This is a genomic window from Vibrio cidicii (genome assembly GCF_009665415.1).
GTDB classification, from domain to species: Bacteria; Pseudomonadota; Gammaproteobacteria; order Enterobacterales; family Vibrionaceae; genus Vibrio; species Vibrio cidicii.
Genome location: NZ_CP035921.1, coordinates 1,378,794 through 1,397,863 on the forward strand (window position 1 = coordinate 1,378,794; position 19,070 = coordinate 1,397,863).

Consider the following 19,070-nt stretch of genomic DNA (forward strand, 5'->3'; position numbering starts at 1 on the left):
AAAGGACAATTAATAAACAGTCATTGCAGAGCATGGTCATGATGTGCAGCTTATTTAGTATTTTATTAGTTTTTTAAGCAAAACCACTCATGTATTCTACTTTATGCTTATATTTAGATATACTACTCGTCCGCTGTGAATTAACTATCAAACCATCATTTTCACAGCTTGATGGAAAATTCCATCCACCCTAGGTGATAAACGGCTTTTAAGGTGACAGGACCAACACAGTGTTGGTGCTGACTGTACATAAAACAAATTGCATCAAAAATAAGAGTGCAAACGCAGTACAGCCAGCTTGTTAACAGTTTATTGACCATTTGGATGAAGACATGTCATTACCACACGTTATTCTGACCGTTTTAAGCACACGTGATGCTACCGGTTACGACATCACGAAAGAATTCTCAGCCAGTATCGGCTACTTCTGGAAAGCGAGCCACCAACAGGTTTACCGCGAGCTCAACAAAATGGCTGAGCAGGAACTGGTGACTTGTGTACTGGAACCACAGGAAGGCAAACCGGATCGTAAAGTGTACTCCATTACCGACGCAGGCCGTGCGGCGCTGGGTGATTGGTTTGATCAACCGACCGCACACCCAACGGTACGTGACGAATTCTCTGCCAAGCTGATGGCTTGTTCAGTGCAACCGTCTGCGCCATACCGCCATCAATTGGCGCAATTAGTCGAAGAGTCTCGCAAGCTGGTCGCTCACTACAAAGAGATTGAAGCGGCTTACTACGCCACACCATCGACCCTCGACAAACAAGGTCGCCTAGAGCGTTTGACGCTGCGTCGCAACCTGATGCTACGTGAAACGTGGATCAACTGGGCAGACGAAGTGTTGGCGGAATTGGAAGCTCTCGGCTAACTCTTCGCGCACATCACACTCGTTAATTAACGAGAGAAACAAATAAGGCTGGTTTGATACCAGCCTTTTTATTGGCCTCTATTTGCTCAAAGCAAAAGAGTGCGCCCAATAAAAAGCGACACTCTTTGCGCCGCTTTTACTCTTCAACCTATCTTCTACTCTTCAAACTATCTTCAAACCGCTACGCTTGCTTGGGACGTACGCCCAGCGTATGACACAATGCGTAAGTCATTTCGGCGCGGTTTAGCGTGTAGAAGTGGAAATCCTTCACCCCTTCTCGGCTTAAAATACGCACCATATCAATTGCCTGGCTTGCACCGACTAGCTGACGAGTCACAGGATCGTCATCCAACCCTTCAAACTGTTTCGCCATCCAACCGGGCACTTTAACGTTGTTCTGCGCTGCAAAACGCGACGCCTGCTTAAAGTTCGATACCGGCAAAATACCCGGGACGATTTCCACGTCGATCCCGGCCGCTACGCAGCGGTCACGAAAACGCAAGTAGCTTTCCACATCGAAAAAGAACTGCGTGATGGCACGGTTCGCACCTGCATCCACTTTTCGTTTGAGGTTAAGCAGATCCGCTTGAGCACTTTTCGCTTCAGGGTGGACTTCAGGAAACGCCGCCACCGAAATATCAAAATCGTGCAGCGATTTCAGCAGAGTCACCAGATCAGAGGCGTACATCTCTGGCGCGCCACCGCCCGGAGGAATATCACCGCGCAGCGCAACAATATTTTTGATGCCATTCGCCCAGTAGTCGTTGGCAATGTTGATAAGCTCGTCACGGCTGGCATCAATACAAGTAAGGTGCGGCGCAGCCACGAGGCCAGTTTGCGCTTTGATCTCTTTGATGATCGAGTGGGTACGGTCACGCTCACCAGAGTTGGCCCCGTAAGTCACCGAGACAAACTTGGGTTGCAGAGTTTTTAGGCGCTGTACTGAGCTCCACAACGTCTCTTCCATTTGCGGCGTACTGGGCGGAAAAAACTCAAACGACACATTGATGTTGTCTGAAAGCTCAGCGATATTCTGGTTTAAAGCGTCAATATGACTTGCGTGTGTATAGCCCATGTTCCTCTCCCTGTGACCACCCGCCACAAACGTGCAAACTGTTGCGAACTGACGTTTGGACGTCTATATGGCTACAGAATGAATTGAATACGATTTAATGTCAACAGCGCGATTATGAATATTTCTCAAGTTCATAATGAGCATAGTTCAAGTAGAAATAACAAGGGGCCGATTGGCCCCTTGGATAAGATGTGTACCGATAGCCACGACGCTTTAAAGCACGCTATCCTCTTTAAAACAGGCCCGCTAGACGATTGAGATCCGACTGAATCGCCCCCGCCGTCACTTCTCGCCCGGCACCCGGCCCACGAATCACCAATGGGTTGTCTCGATACCACTTACTTTCGATGGCAAAAATGTTGTCACACGGCAGCAAATTGGCTAACGCATGCTCACGCGACAGTGCTTCAACACTCACCCGCGCCTTGCCGTTTTTCTCCAAACGCGCCACGTATCTCAACACCTGATCTTGGCGCTGCGCTTTGGCCAGACGCTCTTGCAAACGTTCACTGAGCAGATGCGCTTTATCAAAAAACTCATCCAGCGTGAGATCGCTCAATTCTGCTGGCACCAAGGATTCCACTTTAACGTTCTCCGGTTCAATCTCCAGCCCCGATTCACGCGCTAAAATCACCAGCTTGCGCATCACATCCGAGCCATCGAGATCGCTGCGCGGATCGGGCTCGGTCAGCCCCTGCTGCCAAGCGAGATCGACCAGTTCCGCAAACGGCACGCTGCCGTCAAACTGCTGGAACAACCAAGAAAGTGTGCCGGAGAAGATCCCTGAGAGCGCAACAATTTCGTCACCGCTCTCACGCAAATCGCGCACGGTATGGTTGATTGGCAACCCAGCGCCCACCGTGGCGTTGTACAGCCAATGGCGACCAATTTTGGCAAACGCATCTTGCACTTGATAGTAATACTCGCTGCTGGCTGAGCCAGCGATCTTGTTGGCCGAAATCAGGTGTAGCCCTTGGTTAGCAATCTCAAGATATTTCGTCGCCAACTCCGCGCTGGCGGTCACATCCAGCACCACCGCTTCGTCATAACCTTGCAAAGCGCCCAAACGCAGTAACCAGCTATCGCCATCGTGCGCGATCGAGTCGTCATCAAAATGGGCGTGCACGCTTGCGGCATCCAAGCCTTGCTCATTGAACAGATACGTTTGGCTATCCACCACGGCTACCAGCTCAAAGTTCATGCCGTGGCGTTTTTCCAGCTCGCTCTTTTGCTGGGCAAACAGCGCTAGCCAACTCGAACCAATATTACCTTTGCCGCACAAGGCAATGGCCACCCGTTTTTGCGCTTGAAAAAGCTGGCTATGAATGCCTTTGACCAGCACAGGCAGATTAACCCGTCGCAGTACAGCCACCAGACTGAGGCCAGAATCCGCCTCGGAGACGAACTCCACTGGCGAGTGTTTCAATTGCTGATAGAAGCCAAAGCAGTGGCTGGCATTTTTCGCTACGCCCGCGCCCACCGCCGCCACCAGCGAAAAGCCTTCTTTAAGTTTAATTTCCGCTTCCACCGCTAACTCTTGCAGGTAGGCCAAAGCGCCACTGGCGATTTCGGCGGTATAGGCCAAACGCAGGCGATGTTGATCTTTTTGCCACTCAAAGGCCAACGGTTCCAGTTGCGCCCGCTTCAAAGCACGTAGCACCTCTTGCTGTACGCGGTCGTCGTCATGGCCTCGGGCAAAAGTGAGCTGCACCAGTAGCACCTCATCAAGCGAGGTGATGATTTTCGCCCCGCGCCCAGAGGCGAGCACGCGTTCAATGCGCGTCGAGCCCGATTCCGCATCGTAGCTACAACGTAAATCGAGCTCAGTGGCACTTTGCGCCACCGGTTGAAGGGTGCGGCTATGCAGCACCGGCGCGGCAAGACGAGCCAGCTCGCTCGCTTCATCCAAACGCAGCAGCGGCAGCAGGCACGCGTCCGACACGATGCGCGGGTCGGCGCTGTACACGCCCGCCACATCACTCCAAATCGTCACGCGTGACACTTCCGCCAACGCGCCAATGATGGTCGCCGAGTAGTCGGAACCATTGCGACCAAGCAGCACGGTATCGCCTGCGCCATTTTGCGCCATAAAACCGGTGATGATCACTCGGCGCTTGGCGTGCTGCGCCAGCACCTCTTTCAGTAGCGGATAGGAACGCGCGCGATCCACCTCCGGCTGAGTGCCGCTTTCGGCGCGCAAAAATGCACGCGCATCTTGTGCCACCGCTGGTAGATTGGTCTGGTTAAGCAGCGCAGCCAGCAAACGCGCTGACCACACTTCACCGTGGCCAAGTACCGCCGCTCTCTGCGTTTGAGAGAGCGGCGCCGCCAACTCCGCCAAGGTACTGAACTCATCATTCAGTTGGGCAAGTAGTTGGCCTTGCGCCTCGCCACTGAGCAGCGATTCAACCAAACCAAGCTGGTAGTGACGTAACGATTGCAGCGCGTCATGGGCCAAACGGCCATCCCGCTCCAACCCATCAAGAAACTCAATCAAGCGGTTAGTGGTTTTGCCCGCCGCAGAGACAACCACCAAATCATTCTCACTGGAATACTCTTTGAGAATATTGGCGACGCGGCGATAACATTCGGGGTCGGCGAGGCTGCTGCCACCAAACTTGTGCAACTGACGTACAACAGACATTTATTACGCTCCCTTCACTTGTTCAAAGGCTTGTTTGAGGTCGGCAATCAAATCGTGCGCATCTTCCAGTCCGACCGACAGACGCAGCAATTGCTGGGAGACCCCCGCCTCAGCCAGCGCCGCTTCGCCCATTGCTCGGTGCGTCATGGACGCGGGATGGCAGATCAAACTCTCCACCCCACCGAGCGACTCGGCCAAAGAGAACAGCTCCAGCGCTTGCACAAACTGCTTCAACTGTTCAAACGAGCCGGCAAATTCAAAACTGAGCATCGAGCCAAACCCCGATTGCTGCTTTTTAGCAATCTCATGCCCCGGATGTTGCGGCAGGCTCGGATGGTAAATCGTCCCCACCAGCGCTTCGCTTTGTAAAAAGGCTAAAATTTGCTGTGAGCTCTCTTCGTGCACGCGCATGCGCGCCCCTAGCGTGCGAATGCCGCGCAGCGTCATGTAGCTGTCAAACGGCGTACCAGTTGCGCCCAAACAGTTGCCCCACCACGCTAGCTCCTCGGCATGTTGCGCAGTTTTGGTCACCACCACACCGCCAATCACATCAGAATGGCCATTAATGTATTTGGTGGTGGAGTGAATCACGAAATCCGCGCCCAGCTCTAACGGCTTTTGATAAACCGGAGTAAGGAAGGTGTTGTCGACCGCCACCAGCGCGCCAACGCGATGCGCCTTTTCACACACGGCCGCAATGTCGACCACGCGCACCAACGGGTTGGAGGGGGTTTCAATCAGCAGCAGTTTGGGCTTGAGCGCCAAGGCTGCCTCCAGCGCCGCTGGGTCGGATTGATCCACAAAGCGCACCTTGAAATCACCTTTGTTAGCGCGGGTATTGAACAAGCGATACGTACCGCCGTAGCAGTCGTGCGGAGCGACAATCAGATCGTTTGGCGACAAAAACGCAGAGACCCACAAGTTAAGCGCCGACGTGCCACAGTTGGTCACCACCGCCCCTTGGCCCGACTCCAACTCATACAGCGCCTGCTCCAGCAAGCCACGGTTGGGGTTGCCCGAACGGGTATAGTCGTACTTAGGCACTTCGCCAAAGGCTGGAAAGCCGTAGTTGGTCGAAAGGTAAATGGGGGGAACGACAGCACGGAACTGACTGTCTGACTCAATACCAGTTCGAACGGCGATGGTAGCGGGCTTGCGAGTGCTCATAGTGTTTCCTTTCTCCAAAGATGCATTCTGATCAGGAATGGGCTACTGTTGTTTCAGCGTCATCCATTCCTTTTATCCGCCACTTTAACCAGCAAAATTTAAGACGTCAACACTTCTAGACGTCCATATGTCTTTGCTTATGGCGGTAAATCCAGCTACAATCTGCGCCTATTATTTTATTAACCAACAATAACGACTAAAGGTGCGCAATGGCCGACTGGAATGGCGACTACATAAGTCCATACGCAGAGCATGGGAAAAAGAGCGAACAGGTAAAAAAGATCACTGTATCTATCCCATTAAAAGTGCTGAAAGTGCTGACCGATGAACGAACTCGTCGTCAAATTAATAACCTGCGCCACGCAACCAATAGTGAACTGCTGTGCGAAGCCTTCCTGCATGCGTACACAGGCCAGCCATTGCCGACCGATGAAGATCTGCGTAAAGACCGACCAGATGACATTCCAACTGAAGCGAAAGCGCTGATGACGGCGATGGGCATCGAGTTCGAAGCCTACGACGACTAAGGATTGGCTGGTCAGTTCGGGGGAAGAGGCTGACTGCCAAGCCAAAAATAGAAATAAAAAGAATAGCAATAAAAACGGGACGCCTTGGCGTCCCGTTTTTCTGACTGGTTAAAAGTCACGTTTGGCTTATTGCGCCATGTAGTTCTCTGGCATCGCGATGCGCGCTACACCAGAATCGACCGCCGCTTGTGCGACTGCTTTCGCTACGCGCGGTAGCAGACGTGGGTCCATCGGTTTTGGAATGATGTAGTGCGGACCGAACTCTAAGCTGTCGACGCCCGCCGCTTTCAACACTTCCGCAGGAACCGGTTCTTTCGCCAATTGACGAATCGCATCCACCGCCGCCAGTTTCATCTCATCGTTGATTTCGCTGGCGCGAACATCCAATGCACCGCGGAAAATAAACGGGAAGCACAACACGTTGTTCACTTGGTTTGGATAGTCACTGCGGCCCGTTCCCATGATCAAATCGTCACGCACTTGGTGTGCCAGTTCTGGCTTGATCTCGGGGTCTGGGTTTGAACAAGCAAACACCACTGGCTTATCAGCCATCAGTTTCAGCGCTTCTGCAGGCATTAGGTTTGGACCTGACACCCCCAAGAAGAGATCCGCGCCAGAAATCACATCTTCCAGCGTGCGTTTGTCGGTGTTATTGGCAAACAGCTGCTTGTATTCGTTGAGATCATCACGACGGGTATGGATCACGCCTTTGCGATCCAGCATGTAGATCTTCTCACGCATCGCGCCGCATTTGATCAACAGTTCCATACACGCCACCGCCGCCGCGCCCGCGCCCAAACACACAATCACACATTCGTTGAGTTTTTTGCCTTGCAGCTCGATCGCATTGAGCATGCCCGCCGCCGTCACAATCGCGGTGCCGTGCTGGTCATCATGGAAAACCGGCACATCACAACGCTCAATCAGGCGTTTCTCGATCTCAAAACAGTCTGGCGCTTTGATGTCTTCAAGGTTGATGCCACCAAAGGTGTCGGCGATGTTGGCAACGGTATCGACAAACTCATCGATGGTGCGGTGTTTTACTTCGATATCGATCGAGTCTAATCCTGCAAAGCGTTTGAACAGTAACGCTTTCCCTTCCATGACTGGCTTAGACGCCAGCGGACCTAGGTTGCCCAGACCAAGAATTGCGGTGCCGTTAGAGATCACTGCCACCATGTTCCCTTTAGCCGTGTACTTGTAGACGTTTTCCGGGTTTTGCGCGATTTCACGCACTGGCTCAGCCACGCCTGGGCTGTAAGCAAGCGCCAAATCTTTGGCCGTTTCGGCTGATTTAGTCAGCGCAATGGCGATTTTTCCCGGAGTTGGGTAGGCATGGTAATCCAGCGCTTGCTGGCGGAGATCTTCTTCAGGAGTCAATGCTTGGCGATTGTCATCGGACATAGGTCGTTATTCTCTTTATATGTTTTGTGGGATAGGGGGAGTGTTCCAAAATGACCTAAAACTCTGCGTTTTTAGATAATTTGGAGATAAATTCTAAATGATATAAGTCAATCTTCCTAGCCAAGAATGCGAAGCATATCTACAAAATGACCAAGAAAGGTTAAGGTAAGACCAGCGAAGGTGCCCCAACCAAGCGCTCCTAATTTAACCACCATGACCAAGAGGCCATGGTGGCCTTTCTTAACCTCGCTCAATGGGCGAGAGTGTTGGTTTTATTAATCATTCTCGTCCCCGCTTCCCCCTGTGGCGCCAGTTGGATCGACTTGTGGGTAGCTAAAAGTAAAGTTCATTTGGGAGTTTGTCACAACAAACTGCACCCCTTGCTTCTTGAGCTTCTCACGACTCTCCTCACTGAGCTGCACGTTGAGCATAGCCTCCAACTCAACCGTACCTTGATTGAAACGCTGATCCAACTCAGCGCGCGTAACCGCCGCGAAATCGAGTGTTCCCTTGGCGACCTTTTGCCCTGCAGGCAAAGTGATTTGTTGTGGAATGGTCAGATAAGGCATGGTGGTTAAATCACTTGCCATGAGCTCCACATCAAACACGAGCTCAAAGTCGAGTGGATCGCTGATGCTAAACTCGATACCTTCTGCCCATTGCTGTGCAATAAAATCACCTTGGCTATTGGGGTCCATTTTGACATTCCTTTGCATCGGAATAGTGATGCTCATTAGATCATCATTGCCAATCACTAGCGTTTGGCTGAATGTATAACTTTTCCCGGGCTGGCAGGCTTGTGCGTCGTAACACCCCGGAAGATCGTAGCGAACCCGACTTCCTTGCGGCAGTTGCGTCGTAAAATCTAATGTGACCCATTCTGAAGACTCAACGCTGTCATCGGCAATCAGATCGAACTGAATCTCAGGGCGACTGCTGTTCGAAAAAACGAGACTAGCTGGCAGATCGAGGTTGAAATCTTCGGATAAGGTGGCGGTTGAGTTCGCCGATAGAGCGATCGCCGCAACAATATCATCGGCAGACTGAGCTTGGGTGTTATAGTAACCAAATCGCCAAAGCACATTGCCACTGCTGTCTTCAAACACTTGATCGGGCGATTGCTCGACATTCAATGAAATGTAGATGTCATCGTCGTCTCGAACTTCTATCTGGCGTGTAATAACAGGCAATTGAACGTCATTCGCTATCGTCAAGCCGATGCTTTGATGTGCTTCATGAGCGCGGTTGTCTGGGACAATCAATACCAGCAATTTTGATGCTTCGCCTGGCATAAATTGGATGTTCAGTGGCTCTGTATTGTCAATGCTCCCCAGCCTCAAACGAGCCATATTCTCACTGCTGATTGTCACATTAACCGCACGATCCGTTGCCGTATCGAGTCGCAGCCTACCTTGTAAAAAACGCCCCTCATTGACCGTATTCTGTGTCAAATAGAGCTCAACACGGCTAGGTTCAGCGACGGCGCTGTCATTATCAGCAATAGTGACGGAGGTCAGTACTTTCTCTTGTGCCGAGGTGACAAAACGAGTTTTGACCATTTCCAGCGTGAAGGTTTCTTGGTTTTCTACATCTAGATCATCAATGATAGGCACATCAAAGCGGAAAACTCTCTGTCCCGATGGAATGAGGACAGAAGTGATGCCTCCCAATGCATTGGGCTGCTGACTATAGCCGCTTTGTATTTGAGGATAGTCAATGAACGCACTCGCGGTATCTTCTGCGGTAGAATAGACGCGATAATACAAATAAACTTGGTTGCCAGACGCCATTTTCCTATCCAAGGTCACTTCAACGACCGCCTTCTGATCGGCTTCACTGGCAGAAAGTACCTGTAGATTTTCAACGACATAACTATCATCATCTCGAATGTAGTAAGTCTTCTCTTGCTTCTGTGTGCCGCTTTCAAAACTGGCACCCTCGGCAATTTCCATACTCAGTTGCAAAGCTTCGTAATACGTCTCGGGCTCTTCGTCACCAAGCACATCCACTTGAATAGTTGCCGTTGGATGCTCAGCACTTAGCGCCAGCACCTCTTGCTTGGCAACAAAATCCTCTCCGTCGGTTGCCCCATATCGGCTGGCAACTTGGTAGCTGAGCTGAACATCGTCCTCGCCAGGATTGATCAGCTCCGCTGTCAGCTCAATACGGCTAGGGGCATCTCCTTCGACCAAGTACTGATAGGCGCTGCTTGGCGATATACGCACGAAGGGCATAGGTTGGCCTTGATTGAACACGAGCGTCGAGCCTGATGCTTGGCATAAATTAACCCCCTTGAGTGTAAGCGGCAAAAGAGTTTGCCCCAGCTCGCTACCTGCATGCGCGGTGGTGGTCAAGGTATGGTTGAGGGTCACCTCTTTCTCTTGCGGGTTAAAGGTGATATCGGTTAATTCGTTGGGGACATCGGAATAGGTAATGCGGCCATCCTGCGCACCTAAATAGTGATCCTCGGCAAAAAAGCGCGCGCTTGAAAAAGAAAAATCGCCTTCTTGGCTCAGCGGTTGCTGACGCTCATTGCGCACCAGAAGATAGCCGCTACAAGTGTCACTGACCTCGGCAAAAGCGAGATTGAACTGAGTTAAATGTCTAGTGGTAAACGTCGCGCTAAGTTCACCGAACGCACCTTGCTCCAGTTCAATAAACTGTTCAAACACCCAGCGACTATCTTGTTCGGAAAGAGACCATACCGGAATTTTGTCGCCCACCTTGAGCGGCTGACCCGTTGTTGGGTTGAGCTGCTCGTTACTCAATGACAGTTGCACCGCCAAGGGTTGTCCAGCGACAATCTTGCTCAACGTCTCATTCTCTGCGGTGATCTTAATATCTATGACCGCTAAAGAACGAAAACGAACCTCACTGCCAACAGGTAACTGTGTCCCTGCTTGCGAATTATACTGCGCCAAATTCGCGGCCGATTCTTTAGCGCTCAGAGGCAATTTCGCACTGTCTGACGGGTAGGCAATTTGCTCAATCTGCACCGTTTCCGCATTCACCGCTTCTCCCTGCTGATTAACCCATTGAGTTTGTGGCGATATTTTGATCACCGTTTGCAACGGCGATTCTGGCTGCGCGTTCACTTCAATCAGGCCGGAGCTTGTAAGTGGCTGTGCCGCAAACTTCAAAGTGGAACTCTGATAAAAAACACCCGCTTGGCTCAGTTGCGGCGAAGTGAGCGAAAGCAACTCGATGCTTTGTTGATTAACACCAAAATCACTGACCACGACAGAAGCACGTTGGCTTAAATACCCCGGTGCGGCCACTTGAATAACGAGAGATAACGGATAGTCCAATAACCCATCGACATCACGATCATGGAACTTACTTTGATCAAGCTGAATGTGCTGTCCGTCAAGCTGTGTCACGAGCTGGCTGGGATCAGATAACACAGCAATCGTCGCGTTTGTTAACTCACCGCCTTGATCATCCAACACTTTAATCGCCAGCGAGGAGCGTTCAGGGTAATCAGGTGCCGTAGGCGGAACAACAACAGGTGCCGAAGGTTCATTCACAGGATTAGACGATGAGCTTCCACCGCCACAGCCAGCTAATAAAATAGTTGACGCTACCATTAACGCCAGCGTTGTCTTTTGCATGCCACTCTCCTAATCCTGAACAAGCCCAACCGCCGCTCTGTTAAAAATAAGTTAACAGGTATAACAGTAATAAATTATTGTTACAAGTTTCATATCGGAAAGGGGATTTATTGACCTCAATGAAAAAATAGTGAGGGTGAATCAAGCGAAAGGAAGGAATGGATCGATAGAAAGGAACACAAGGGGCAACGAGGTTTGCACTCGCCTAACAAGCAAAAAGGCCGCCGAAGCGACCTTTCTCAAACAGTGATCACAGATGTGATTATTTCTTACCGCTTGATAGCGCACCGAAACGCTTGTTGAAGCGATCAACACGGCCGCCTGTATCAACGATACGTTGCTTACCAGTGTAGAATGGGTGGCACTTGTCACATACGTCTAGGTGGATAGCGTCTTTACCTAGAGTAGAGCTAAAAACGAAAGAGTTGCCGCAAGAACAAGTTGCGTTTACTTCTTTGTATTCTGGGTGGATACCAGCTTTCATGGGATAACCTCAAATAGTAGGCCGTGTCGCTATACGAGCCTTTGCCGCACACCACACGTAGTTAAAAATGAACTCTTAGATACCGCGCTCGCTAGTGCGAAGCCATATCTTAAGGCGCGATATAGTAATGAATCGGCTCAAACGGATCAACCTATTTGCGCCTATTTGCGCTAGTTTTTTAATCAGCCATCGCGTCTCGAATTTGTCCGCCGCTTCCTTTAGACTGTCAGTCATTATTTTTCTGTTTACTCACGCCACCTTATGCGCCCATCCATTGCCCGTATTGCCCTCCCTGTCCCCCTCGATAAACAGTTTGATTATCTGGTGCCCAGTCATCTGTTTCCGATTATCGGCGGTCGGGTAAGCGTCCCGTTTGGTCGGCAGACATTGGTTGGCATTGTCACGGCGCTGGTGCAGGAATCAGATTTTCCGCGTGAGCAACTCAAATCGATCAAAGCAGTGCTCGATAGCCAACCGCTCTGGCCTGCGCCGGTTTACAGCCTGCTGCAATGGTGTAGCCAATATTATCAGCATCCACTGGGAGAAACGCTGCACAACGCCCTACCCGCCGCGCTGCGCAAAGGCAAAGCGGCCGATTTTGCCACGTTGCAGGAGTGGCAGTTAACCGAACAAGGCAAAAGCAAGTTGATGCAGGATTTTGGCCGTGCGGTCAAACAGGCGCGTGTGATGAAAATGCTCGCCGATGGCCCGGTTAGTCATCAGCGCTTTCTCGATGAAGAGATTACCTCCACAGTGCTCAAAGCCCTCGAAGAGAAAGGTTGGATCGAAAGCCAAGACAAAACGCCGCAAGTCCAAGCTTGGGGCGAGGCGATTGAAAATGAGAACGACAAGCCGAAACTCAATCAAGAGCAAGCGATCGCCATCGCCACCATTCAGTGCCAGACAAGCTTTGCCAGCTTCTTGCTTGAGGGGGTAACAGGTTCGGGTAAAACCGAAGTGTACTTAAACCTGATCAAACCGATTTTATCCCAAGGTCGCCAGGCGCTGGTACTGGTGCCGGAAATCGGCTTAACTCCACAAACCATTAACCGTTTTCGCCGCCGCTTTAATGTCCCCGTGGCGGTGATTCACTCGGGTCTGAACGACACTGAACGTCTCAACGCTTGGCTGAGCGCGCGCGACAAAGTGGCCGGCATTGTGATTGGCACTCGCTCGGCACTGTTCACGCCGTTTGCCGACTTGGGGATGATCATCGTCGATGAAGAGCACGATACCTCCTATAAGCAGCAAGATAGCCTACGTTACCACGCGCGCGATGTGGCGGTGATGCGCGCCGCCAAAGAAGATATTCCGATCATCCTCGGCTCGGCGACGCCAGCTCTGGAGTCGCTACACAATGCGCTCAGCGGCAAATACCACCATCTGACTTTAACCCAACGAGCCGGCGTTGCCGTACCAACACGCAATCAAGTGCTGGATGTCAAAGGGCTCTATCTGGAAAGCGGCTTGTCTGCCCCCTTGATTGTCGAAATGCGCCGCCATCTCAAAGCGGGCAATCAGGTGATGCTGTTTCTTAATCGGCGCGGTTTCTCCCCTGCACTGATGTGCCACCAATGCGGCTGGATTGCGGAATGTAAACGCTGCGATGCCTACTACACCTACCACCAATACAGCAACGAGATCCGCTGCCATCATTGCGGTTCGCAGCAGCCGGTGATTCACCAGTGCCAAGGCTGCGGCTCTAGCCAGTTAGTCACCGTTGGCGTCGGCACCGAGCAGCTAGAGAGCCAGTTGGAAAACCTCTTTCCCGAGTACAAAGCGATTCGTATTGACCGAGACAGCACGAGGCGCAAAGGCAGCTTGGAAGATGCATTGCAAGCGATCCGACGCGGCGAGTATCAAATCTTGATAGGCACACAGATGCTGGCCAAAGGGCACCATTTTCCTGATGTGACGCTGGTTGCCTTGCTTGATGTGGATGGCTCGCTCTACAGCAGTGATTTTCGCGCCTCCGAGCGATTGGCCCAGCTGTTTATTCAAGTAGCCGGACGTGCAGGTCGAGCCAGCAAACCCGGTGAAGTGCTGCTGCAAACCCATCATCCGGAACACCCGCTGCTGCAATCGTTACTGACCAAAGATTATCACTCGTTCGCCTTAAGTGCGTTAGAAGATAGGCGCATCGCCCAACTACCGCCCTACAGTTTCTTAACCCTGTTTCGCGCCGAGGCTAATCACAGCGAGCTCTGTGAGGCGTTCTTGCGCCAAGTTCGTCTCACTCTGGAATCACACCCGTTATTTGATGACACCTGCTTAGTGCTTGGCCCAACTCCGTCACCACTGGCCAAACGTGCGGGCAAATATCGCTGGCAACTGCTTTTGCAAACGCAAAGCCGCGTCTTGATGCAAAAATTGTTAATCAGCGCAAAACCAGCGATTGAAATGTTACCGAATGCAAAAAAAGTACGATGGATTGTAGACATTGAACCACAGGATTTGAGCTAGCAAACGATAAAATCTCCAAAGGAAAGTCGACACTTGCAAGGTATTACCTTTTAACGTGATGACAATCACATGAAGAATGTAAATTCTGTTAATTCCGCCGTAACTTTCGCTGAAGAAATGAATAGACTATCCGGGTTATCTCATATTTTGCATCAGAACAATAATTGAACGTCAATCATGGCGAAAAAGAGGGTTTAATTTATGGCGACAATGAAGGATGTTGCCCAGCTCGCTGGTGTCTCGACCGCCACGGTCTCAAGAGCACTAATGAATCCCGAAAAAGTGTCGGCCACCACCAGAAAACGGGTGGAAGACGCGGTTTTAGAGGCTGGATATTCACCAAACTCGCTTGCAAGAAATTTACGTCGGAATGAATCAAAAACCATAGTAACGATTGTCCCAGACATCTGCGACCCCTACTTTACCGAGATTATTCGCGGTATCGAAGACGCAGCGATGGAACAAGGCTACTTAGTTTTACTGGGCGACAGTGGTCAGCAAAAGCGGCGCGAAAGCTCGTTTGTCAACCTTGTTTTCACCAAGCAAGCTGATGGCATGTTGCTGCTTGGCACCGATCTGCCGTTTGATGTCAGCAAACCGGAGCAAAAAAACCTGCCACCGATGGTGATGGCATGTGAGTTCGCCCCCGAACTTGAACTGCCCACCGTACACATCGATAACCTGACTTCGGCCTTTGATGCCGTGAACTACTTAACGCAACTTGGACACAAACGCATCGCGCAAATCTCTGGCCCATCTTCTGCGGTGCTGTGCCAATTTCGACAGCAAGGTTACCAGCAAGCACTACGACGCGCTGGCATTACTATGAATCCGGATTATTGCGCGGAAGCTGAGTTTTCGTTCACCGGCGGTAAAGAGGCTATTCGCCAACTATTGGAGTTACCTGAGCCACCCACAGCGGTATTCTGCCACTGCGATACCATGGCGATTGGCGCTATTCAAGAAGCGAAAAAACTGGGTCTGCGCGTTCCGCAAGATCTCTCTGTGGTCGGTTTTGACGACATTCAATTTGCCCAATACTGCGATCCCCCTCTGACCACCATCTCTCAGCCGCGCTATGAAATTGGCCGTCAAGCGATGTTGATGATGCTTGAGGTGCTCAAAGGACATGAGATCCACAGTGGCTCTCGCCTGCTCGAAACGCAACTGGTGATCCGTGGCAGTGCCGCGCCACCGAGAGTACGTTAAGCGCTTAAACCAAGCCAAAGCGGCGCATTGTGTTGCGTCGCTTCCTTTTATTGCCCCGTGCCCTGTTCTGTTTTGTCATTCTGGATTACCATGTCCGGCTGAATAAATCATAGTTAGGGTCTATTGACCTTTTGAGATGATTTTTGCAGCAGTTTGTGGGTTCTTTGTGCAAGGCAGAGGCTTTGAATTGTAGTGGCCTACATGATAAGCCGATAACGCAGCAAAAAGGAGCCACAAACGCTGCCCGAAGGGTTCAGCTAAAAGCGTTTTACTCTTTGTTGAGAGGTGTTTTGCTTAGAATGACTAGGCTACAAACCTCTCGTCGCGATTAAAACGCTTTTATCTCGAACAAAATTTAACCGCAAAAGGTCAACAGACCCTAGTAATTATCGTGGCTAAAGATTATGTAAGGCGTGGTCGTAGCCCCAAAAAACCGGCTACAAAAAAGACCGCCACAGCGAACAGAAAACCTTGGCGCGCAGGCTTACTGGCAATTTTGCTGGTTGGCGCGTTTGGCTATGGCCTGTATATCCTCAATAACGACCCAGAGCCACCCGTGCCGGTCGTGCAACAAAGCAAACCAACTCCTAAGCCCGCGGCGAAAAAAGAGCTGCCTCCTCCGCCAGAAGAAAAATGGCAATACGTGGAGTCTCTGCCTAAACGCGAAATCGAAGTGGTGGCCAAAGAGCAGGAAATCTCAGCCATTCCTTACATCATGCAGTGTGGTGCTTACAAAACGCTGGCTCAAGCTGAAGCGCGCAAGCTAGACATCGCCTTTCAAGGCATCACTAGTAAGATCCGCAAAAAAGAGGGCAGCGACTGGTATCGCGTGGTGCTGGGCCCGTATACCACTAAAAGAGACGCTGAACGTGACAGGCACAAACTGCAACGCGCCAGAATTGAGCCTTGCGCAATCTGGAAAGAAGCGCAGTAAATAGCGAGCTCTACTAGGGTCTGTTGACCTTTTGAGATGATTTTTGCAGCAGTTTGTGGGTTCTTTGTGCAAGGCAGAGGCTTTGAATTGTAGGGGCCTACATGATAAGCCGATAACGCAGCAAAAAGGAGCCACAAACGCTGCCCGAAGGGTTCGAGCTAGGCGCCCCCGCAAAAAGCGTTTTACTCTTTGTTGAGAGGTGTTTTGCTCAGAATCACTAGGCTACAAACCTCTCGCCGCGATTAAAACGCTTTTATCTCGAACAAAATTTAACCGCAAAAGGTCAACAGGCCCTAGGCACAAGTACATCACTTGTGCCTTTTTATTTTCCTCGGCTGGCCCCTTTCTCCGCCCTCGATTCACTCTTGAATTCTCTGTTGCCACCCCCATATATCAAACAACTCCATCGTGAAAAGTATCAAGAGGTCTGCTCGTGACTACCATAGTATCTGTACGTCGTAACAACACAGTCGTCATCGCCGGAGACGGACAAGTGTCTTTGGGCAACACCGTCATGAAAGGCAATGCGCGCAAAGTTCGCCGTCTTTACAACAACAAAGTGCTGGCTGGCTTTGCAGGTGGCACAGCCGACGCTTTTACCCTATTTGAACGCTTCGAAAGCAAATTGCAGATGCACCAAGGTCATCTGACCAAAGCCGCGGTTGAACTGGCCAAAGATTGGCGCAGCGATCGCGCTCTGCGCAAACTCGAAGCGCTGCTCGCTGTGGCCGACGAAACGGCGTCGCTGATCATCACCGGCAACGGCGACGTGGTGCAGCCAGAAAACGACCTGATCGCAATTGGCTCAGGCGGCGCTTACGCTCAAGCGGCTGCCACCGCGCTGTTGGAAAACACCGACCTAGACGCACGCGAGATCGCCGTCAAAGCGCTCAACATCGCCGGTGACATTTGTGTGTTTACCAACCACAATCACACCATTGAAGAGCTCACGGCCACGCCAGAGTTGCCAAGCGCAACCCACGCGTAACTTACACAGAATTTGAGGAAGCAAGATGTCTGAAATGACTCCCCGCGAAATTGTGCACGAACTGAACCGTCACATCATTGGTCAGGAAAAAGCAAAACGCTCGGTGGCGATTGCCCTACGTAACCGCTGGCGCCGCATGCAGCTTGAAGAAGGGCTGCGCGCCGAAGTCACCCCGAAAAATATCCTAATGATCGGCCCAACTGGGGTAGGTAAAACCGAAATTGCTCGCCGTTTGGCTAAACTGGCCAACGCACCGTTTATCAAAGTCGAAGCGACCAAGTTCACCGAAGTCGGTTATGTGGGTAAAGAGGTGGAAACTATTATCCGCGATCTGACCGACGTGGCGGTGAAAATGACCCACCAGCAAGCGATGGAAAAAGTGCAGTTCCGCGCCGAAGAGCTAGCGGAAGAGCGCGTGCTTGATGCCCTACTACCGCCAGCACGCGATGCATGGGGACAAAGTGAACAGAGCGACGACAACTCCAATACGCGACAAATTTTCCGCAAGAAATTGCGAGAAGGTAAGCTCGACGACAAAGAGATCGAGGTCAATGTTGCTGCGCCGCAAATGGGCGTGGAAATCATGGCGCCTCCGGGCATGGAGGAGATGACCAATCAGCTACAAGGCATGTTCCAAAGCCTTGCGGGCAACACCAGCAAAAAACGCAAGCTGAAGATCAAAGATGCGATGAAAGCACTGACCGAAGAGGAAGCGGCGAAGCTGGTCAACCAAGAAGAGCTGAAAGATCAGGCGATTTACAACGTTGAGAACAACGGCATCGTCTTTATCGATGAGATCGATAAAATCTGTAAACGCGGCGAAAGCTCGGGCCCAGATGTCTCTCGTGAAGGGGTGCAGCGCGACCTCTTGCCGCTGATTGAAGGCAGCACCGTATCGACCAAACATGGCATGGTACGCACTGATCACATTCTGTTTATCACCTCCGGCGCGTTCCAAGTGGCCAAACCGTCTGATTTGATCCCCGAGCTGCAAGGGCGTCTGCCGATCCGCGTCGAGCTCGAAGCGCTGACCAGCCACGATTTCAAACGCATCCTGACTGAACCTAAAGCGTCTTTGACCGAGCAATACATCGCTCTGATGAAAACCGAGCAGGTTGATATCGAGTTCACCGAAGATGGCATCAGCCAAATAGCCGAAGCGGCATGGACCGTCAACGAAACCACGGAAAACATCGGCGCACGCCGTCTGCACACCGTGATGGAACGTTTGATGGATGAAATCTCCTTCGACGCGACAGAAAAATCCGGCGCCAAGTTTGTCATCGACGCGCAATACGTCAAACAGCGCCTCGGCGAGTTTGTCGCCGACGAAGATCTGAGCCGCTTTATTCTTTAAGGGAAAACAAGGACCTAGGTCCTAGGGACTAGGGACTAGGAACTAGGGACTAGGGACTAGGGACTAGGGACTAGGAACTAGGGACTAGGGAAGAGCAGGGACTAGGAAAGGCAAGAGCGGAAGAGCTGAAGAGAAGGTCCTGGGGGGCTGGGCCCTTGGTCCTGGGGAAGAGCAAGAGCGGAAGAGAAGAGGCGAGTTTTCTAGGGACTAGATTGCTAGGAAGGGCGGAAAAGAAGGGACGAGATTAATAGGGACTAGATTGCTAGGAAAAGCGGAAGAGAAGGTCCTGGGTCCTGGGAAATCCTAGTCCCTAGCAACCTGCTTTTCCCCGCTCT

General features: G+C 51.4%; 13 protein-coding genes. 7 read left to right on the plus strand and 6 right to left on the minus strand.

Translation table 11 applies throughout. From position 1 onward, the window contains the following. The first annotated feature begins 332 nt into the window (after positions 1-332). Positions 333-872, plus strand: coding sequence for a PadR family transcriptional regulator (locus EWA64_RS07280; RefSeq protein ID WP_039440771.1), 540 nt, complete (start codon positions 333-335; stop codon positions 870-872). 181 nt (positions 873-1,053) lie between these two features. On the opposite strand, the gene metF is transcribed toward EWA64_RS07280, so the two are convergent. The 3 genes from metF to EWA64_RS07295 form a co-directional block, all read right to left on the minus strand. Further along, complete coding sequence (gene metF, locus EWA64_RS07285; RefSeq protein ID WP_039440769.1) at positions 1,054-1,947, minus strand: methylenetetrahydrofolate reductase; 894 nt, start codon at positions 1,945-1,947, stop codon at positions 1,054-1,056. Positions 1,948-2,179: 232 nt separating this feature from the next. Beyond that, positions 2,180-4,591 (minus strand): bifunctional aspartate kinase/homoserine dehydrogenase II, encoded by a 2,412-nt coding sequence (locus tag EWA64_RS07290; protein ID WP_061895822.1) that lies wholly within the window; start codon positions 4,589-4,591, stop codon positions 2,180-2,182. Between the two features lie 3 nt (positions 4,592-4,594). Next, the gene (locus tag EWA64_RS07295) at positions 4,595-5,758 is read right to left on the minus strand and encodes an O-succinylhomoserine (thiol)-lyase (protein WP_061895821.1); all 1,164 of its coding nucleotides are present in this window, start codon (positions 5,756-5,758) and stop codon (positions 4,595-4,597) included. Between the two features lie 209 nt (positions 5,759-5,967). Between EWA64_RS07295 and metJ the strand changes: the two genes are divergently transcribed. After that, on the plus strand, positions 5,968-6,285 hold the full coding sequence (metJ, locus tag EWA64_RS07300) for a met regulon transcriptional regulator MetJ (protein WP_039422980.1): 318 nt from the start codon (positions 5,968-5,970) through the stop codon (positions 6,283-6,285). 126 nt (positions 6,286-6,411) lie between these two features. On the opposite strand, the gene EWA64_RS07305 is transcribed toward metJ, so the two are convergent. From EWA64_RS07305 to rpmE, 3 genes are all read right to left on the minus strand, one after another. Beyond that, positions 6,412-7,689: a malic enzyme-like NAD(P)-binding protein gene (locus tag EWA64_RS07305; RefSeq protein ID WP_061895820.1), complete on the minus strand. Its 1,278-nt coding sequence runs from the start codon at positions 7,687-7,689 to the stop codon at positions 6,412-6,414. Positions 7,690-7,964: 275 nt separating this feature from the next. After that, a complete protein-coding gene (locus tag EWA64_RS07310; RefSeq protein ID WP_061895819.1) occupies positions 7,965-11,300 on the minus strand; it encodes a Calx-beta domain-containing protein in 3,336 nt (1,111 codons plus the stop codon). Positions 11,301-11,562: 262 nt separating this feature from the next. Continuing rightward, positions 11,563-11,784 (minus strand): 50S ribosomal protein L31, encoded by a 222-nt coding sequence (gene rpmE / locus EWA64_RS07315; RefSeq protein WP_061895818.1) that lies wholly within the window; start codon positions 11,782-11,784, stop codon positions 11,563-11,565. A gap of 261 nt (positions 11,785-12,045) precedes the next feature. Between rpmE and priA the strand changes: the two genes are divergently transcribed. The 5 genes from priA (at position 12,046) to hslU (ending at position 18,735) form a co-directional block, all read left to right on the plus strand. Continuing rightward, complete coding sequence (gene priA / locus EWA64_RS07320) at positions 12,046-14,247, plus strand: primosomal protein N' (RefSeq protein ID WP_061895817.1); 2,202 nt, start codon at positions 12,046-12,048, stop codon at positions 14,245-14,247. A 201-nt stretch (positions 14,248-14,448) separates the two neighbouring features. Continuing rightward, on the plus strand, positions 14,449-15,456 hold the full coding sequence (gene cytR / locus EWA64_RS07325; protein ID WP_061895816.1) for a DNA-binding transcriptional regulator CytR: 1,008 nt from the start codon (positions 14,449-14,451) through the stop codon (positions 15,454-15,456). A gap of 388 nt (positions 15,457-15,844) precedes the next feature. Then, entirely contained in the window at positions 15,845-16,390 is a 546-nt protein-coding gene (locus EWA64_RS07330) for an SPOR domain-containing protein (protein ID WP_139045733.1), read from the plus strand. A gap of 433 nt (positions 16,391-16,823) precedes the next feature. Then, on the plus strand, positions 16,824-17,378 hold the full coding sequence (gene hslV, locus EWA64_RS07335) for an ATP-dependent protease subunit HslV (RefSeq protein ID WP_061895814.1): 555 nt from the start codon (positions 16,824-16,826) through the stop codon (positions 17,376-17,378). 25 nt (positions 17,379-17,403) lie between these two features. Then, the gene (gene hslU / locus EWA64_RS07340; protein WP_039422957.1) at positions 17,404-18,735 is read left to right on the plus strand and encodes an ATP-dependent protease ATPase subunit HslU; all 1,332 of its coding nucleotides are present in this window, start codon (positions 17,404-17,406) and stop codon (positions 18,733-18,735) included. Positions 18,736-19,070 lie beyond the last annotated feature (335 nt).

What these genes read in the sequence shown, in the direction of transcription:
- EWA64_RS07305 (WP_061895820.1), bottom strand. Translation starts at nt 7,689, where the DNA reads ATGTCCGATGACAATCGCCAAGCATTGACTCCTGAAGAAGATCTCCGC.
- metJ (WP_039422980.1), top strand. Translation starts at nt 5,968, where the DNA reads ATGGCCGACTGGAATGGCGACTACATAAGTCCATACGCAGAGCATGGG.
- EWA64_RS07280 (WP_039440771.1), top strand. Translation starts at nt 333, where the DNA reads ATGTCATTACCACACGTTATTCTGACCGTTTTAAGCACACGTGATGCT.
- EWA64_RS07310 (WP_061895819.1), bottom strand. Translation starts at nt 11,300, where the DNA reads ATGCAAAAGACAACGCTGGCGTTAATGGTAGCGTCAACTATTTTATTA.
- hslU (WP_039422957.1), top strand. Translation starts at nt 17,404, where the DNA reads ATGTCTGAAATGACTCCCCGCGAAATTGTGCACGAACTGAACCGTCAC.
- metF (WP_039440769.1), bottom strand. Translation starts at nt 1,947, where the DNA reads ATGGGCTATACACACGCAAGTCATATTGACGCTTTAAACCAGAATATC.
- rpmE (WP_061895818.1), bottom strand. Translation starts at nt 11,784, where the DNA reads ATGAAAGCTGGTATCCACCCAGAATACAAAGAAGTAAACGCAACTTGT.
- cytR (WP_061895816.1), top strand. Translation starts at nt 14,449, where the DNA reads ATGGCGACAATGAAGGATGTTGCCCAGCTCGCTGGTGTCTCGACCGCC.
- priA (WP_061895817.1), top strand. Translation starts at nt 12,046, where the DNA reads ATGCGCCCATCCATTGCCCGTATTGCCCTCCCTGTCCCCCTCGATAAA.
- EWA64_RS07290 (WP_061895822.1), bottom strand. Translation starts at nt 4,591, where the DNA reads ATGTCTGTTGTACGTCAGTTGCACAAGTTTGGTGGCAGCAGCCTCGCC.
- EWA64_RS07295 (WP_061895821.1), bottom strand. Translation starts at nt 5,758, where the DNA reads ATGAGCACTCGCAAGCCCGCTACCATCGCCGTTCGAACTGGTATTGAG.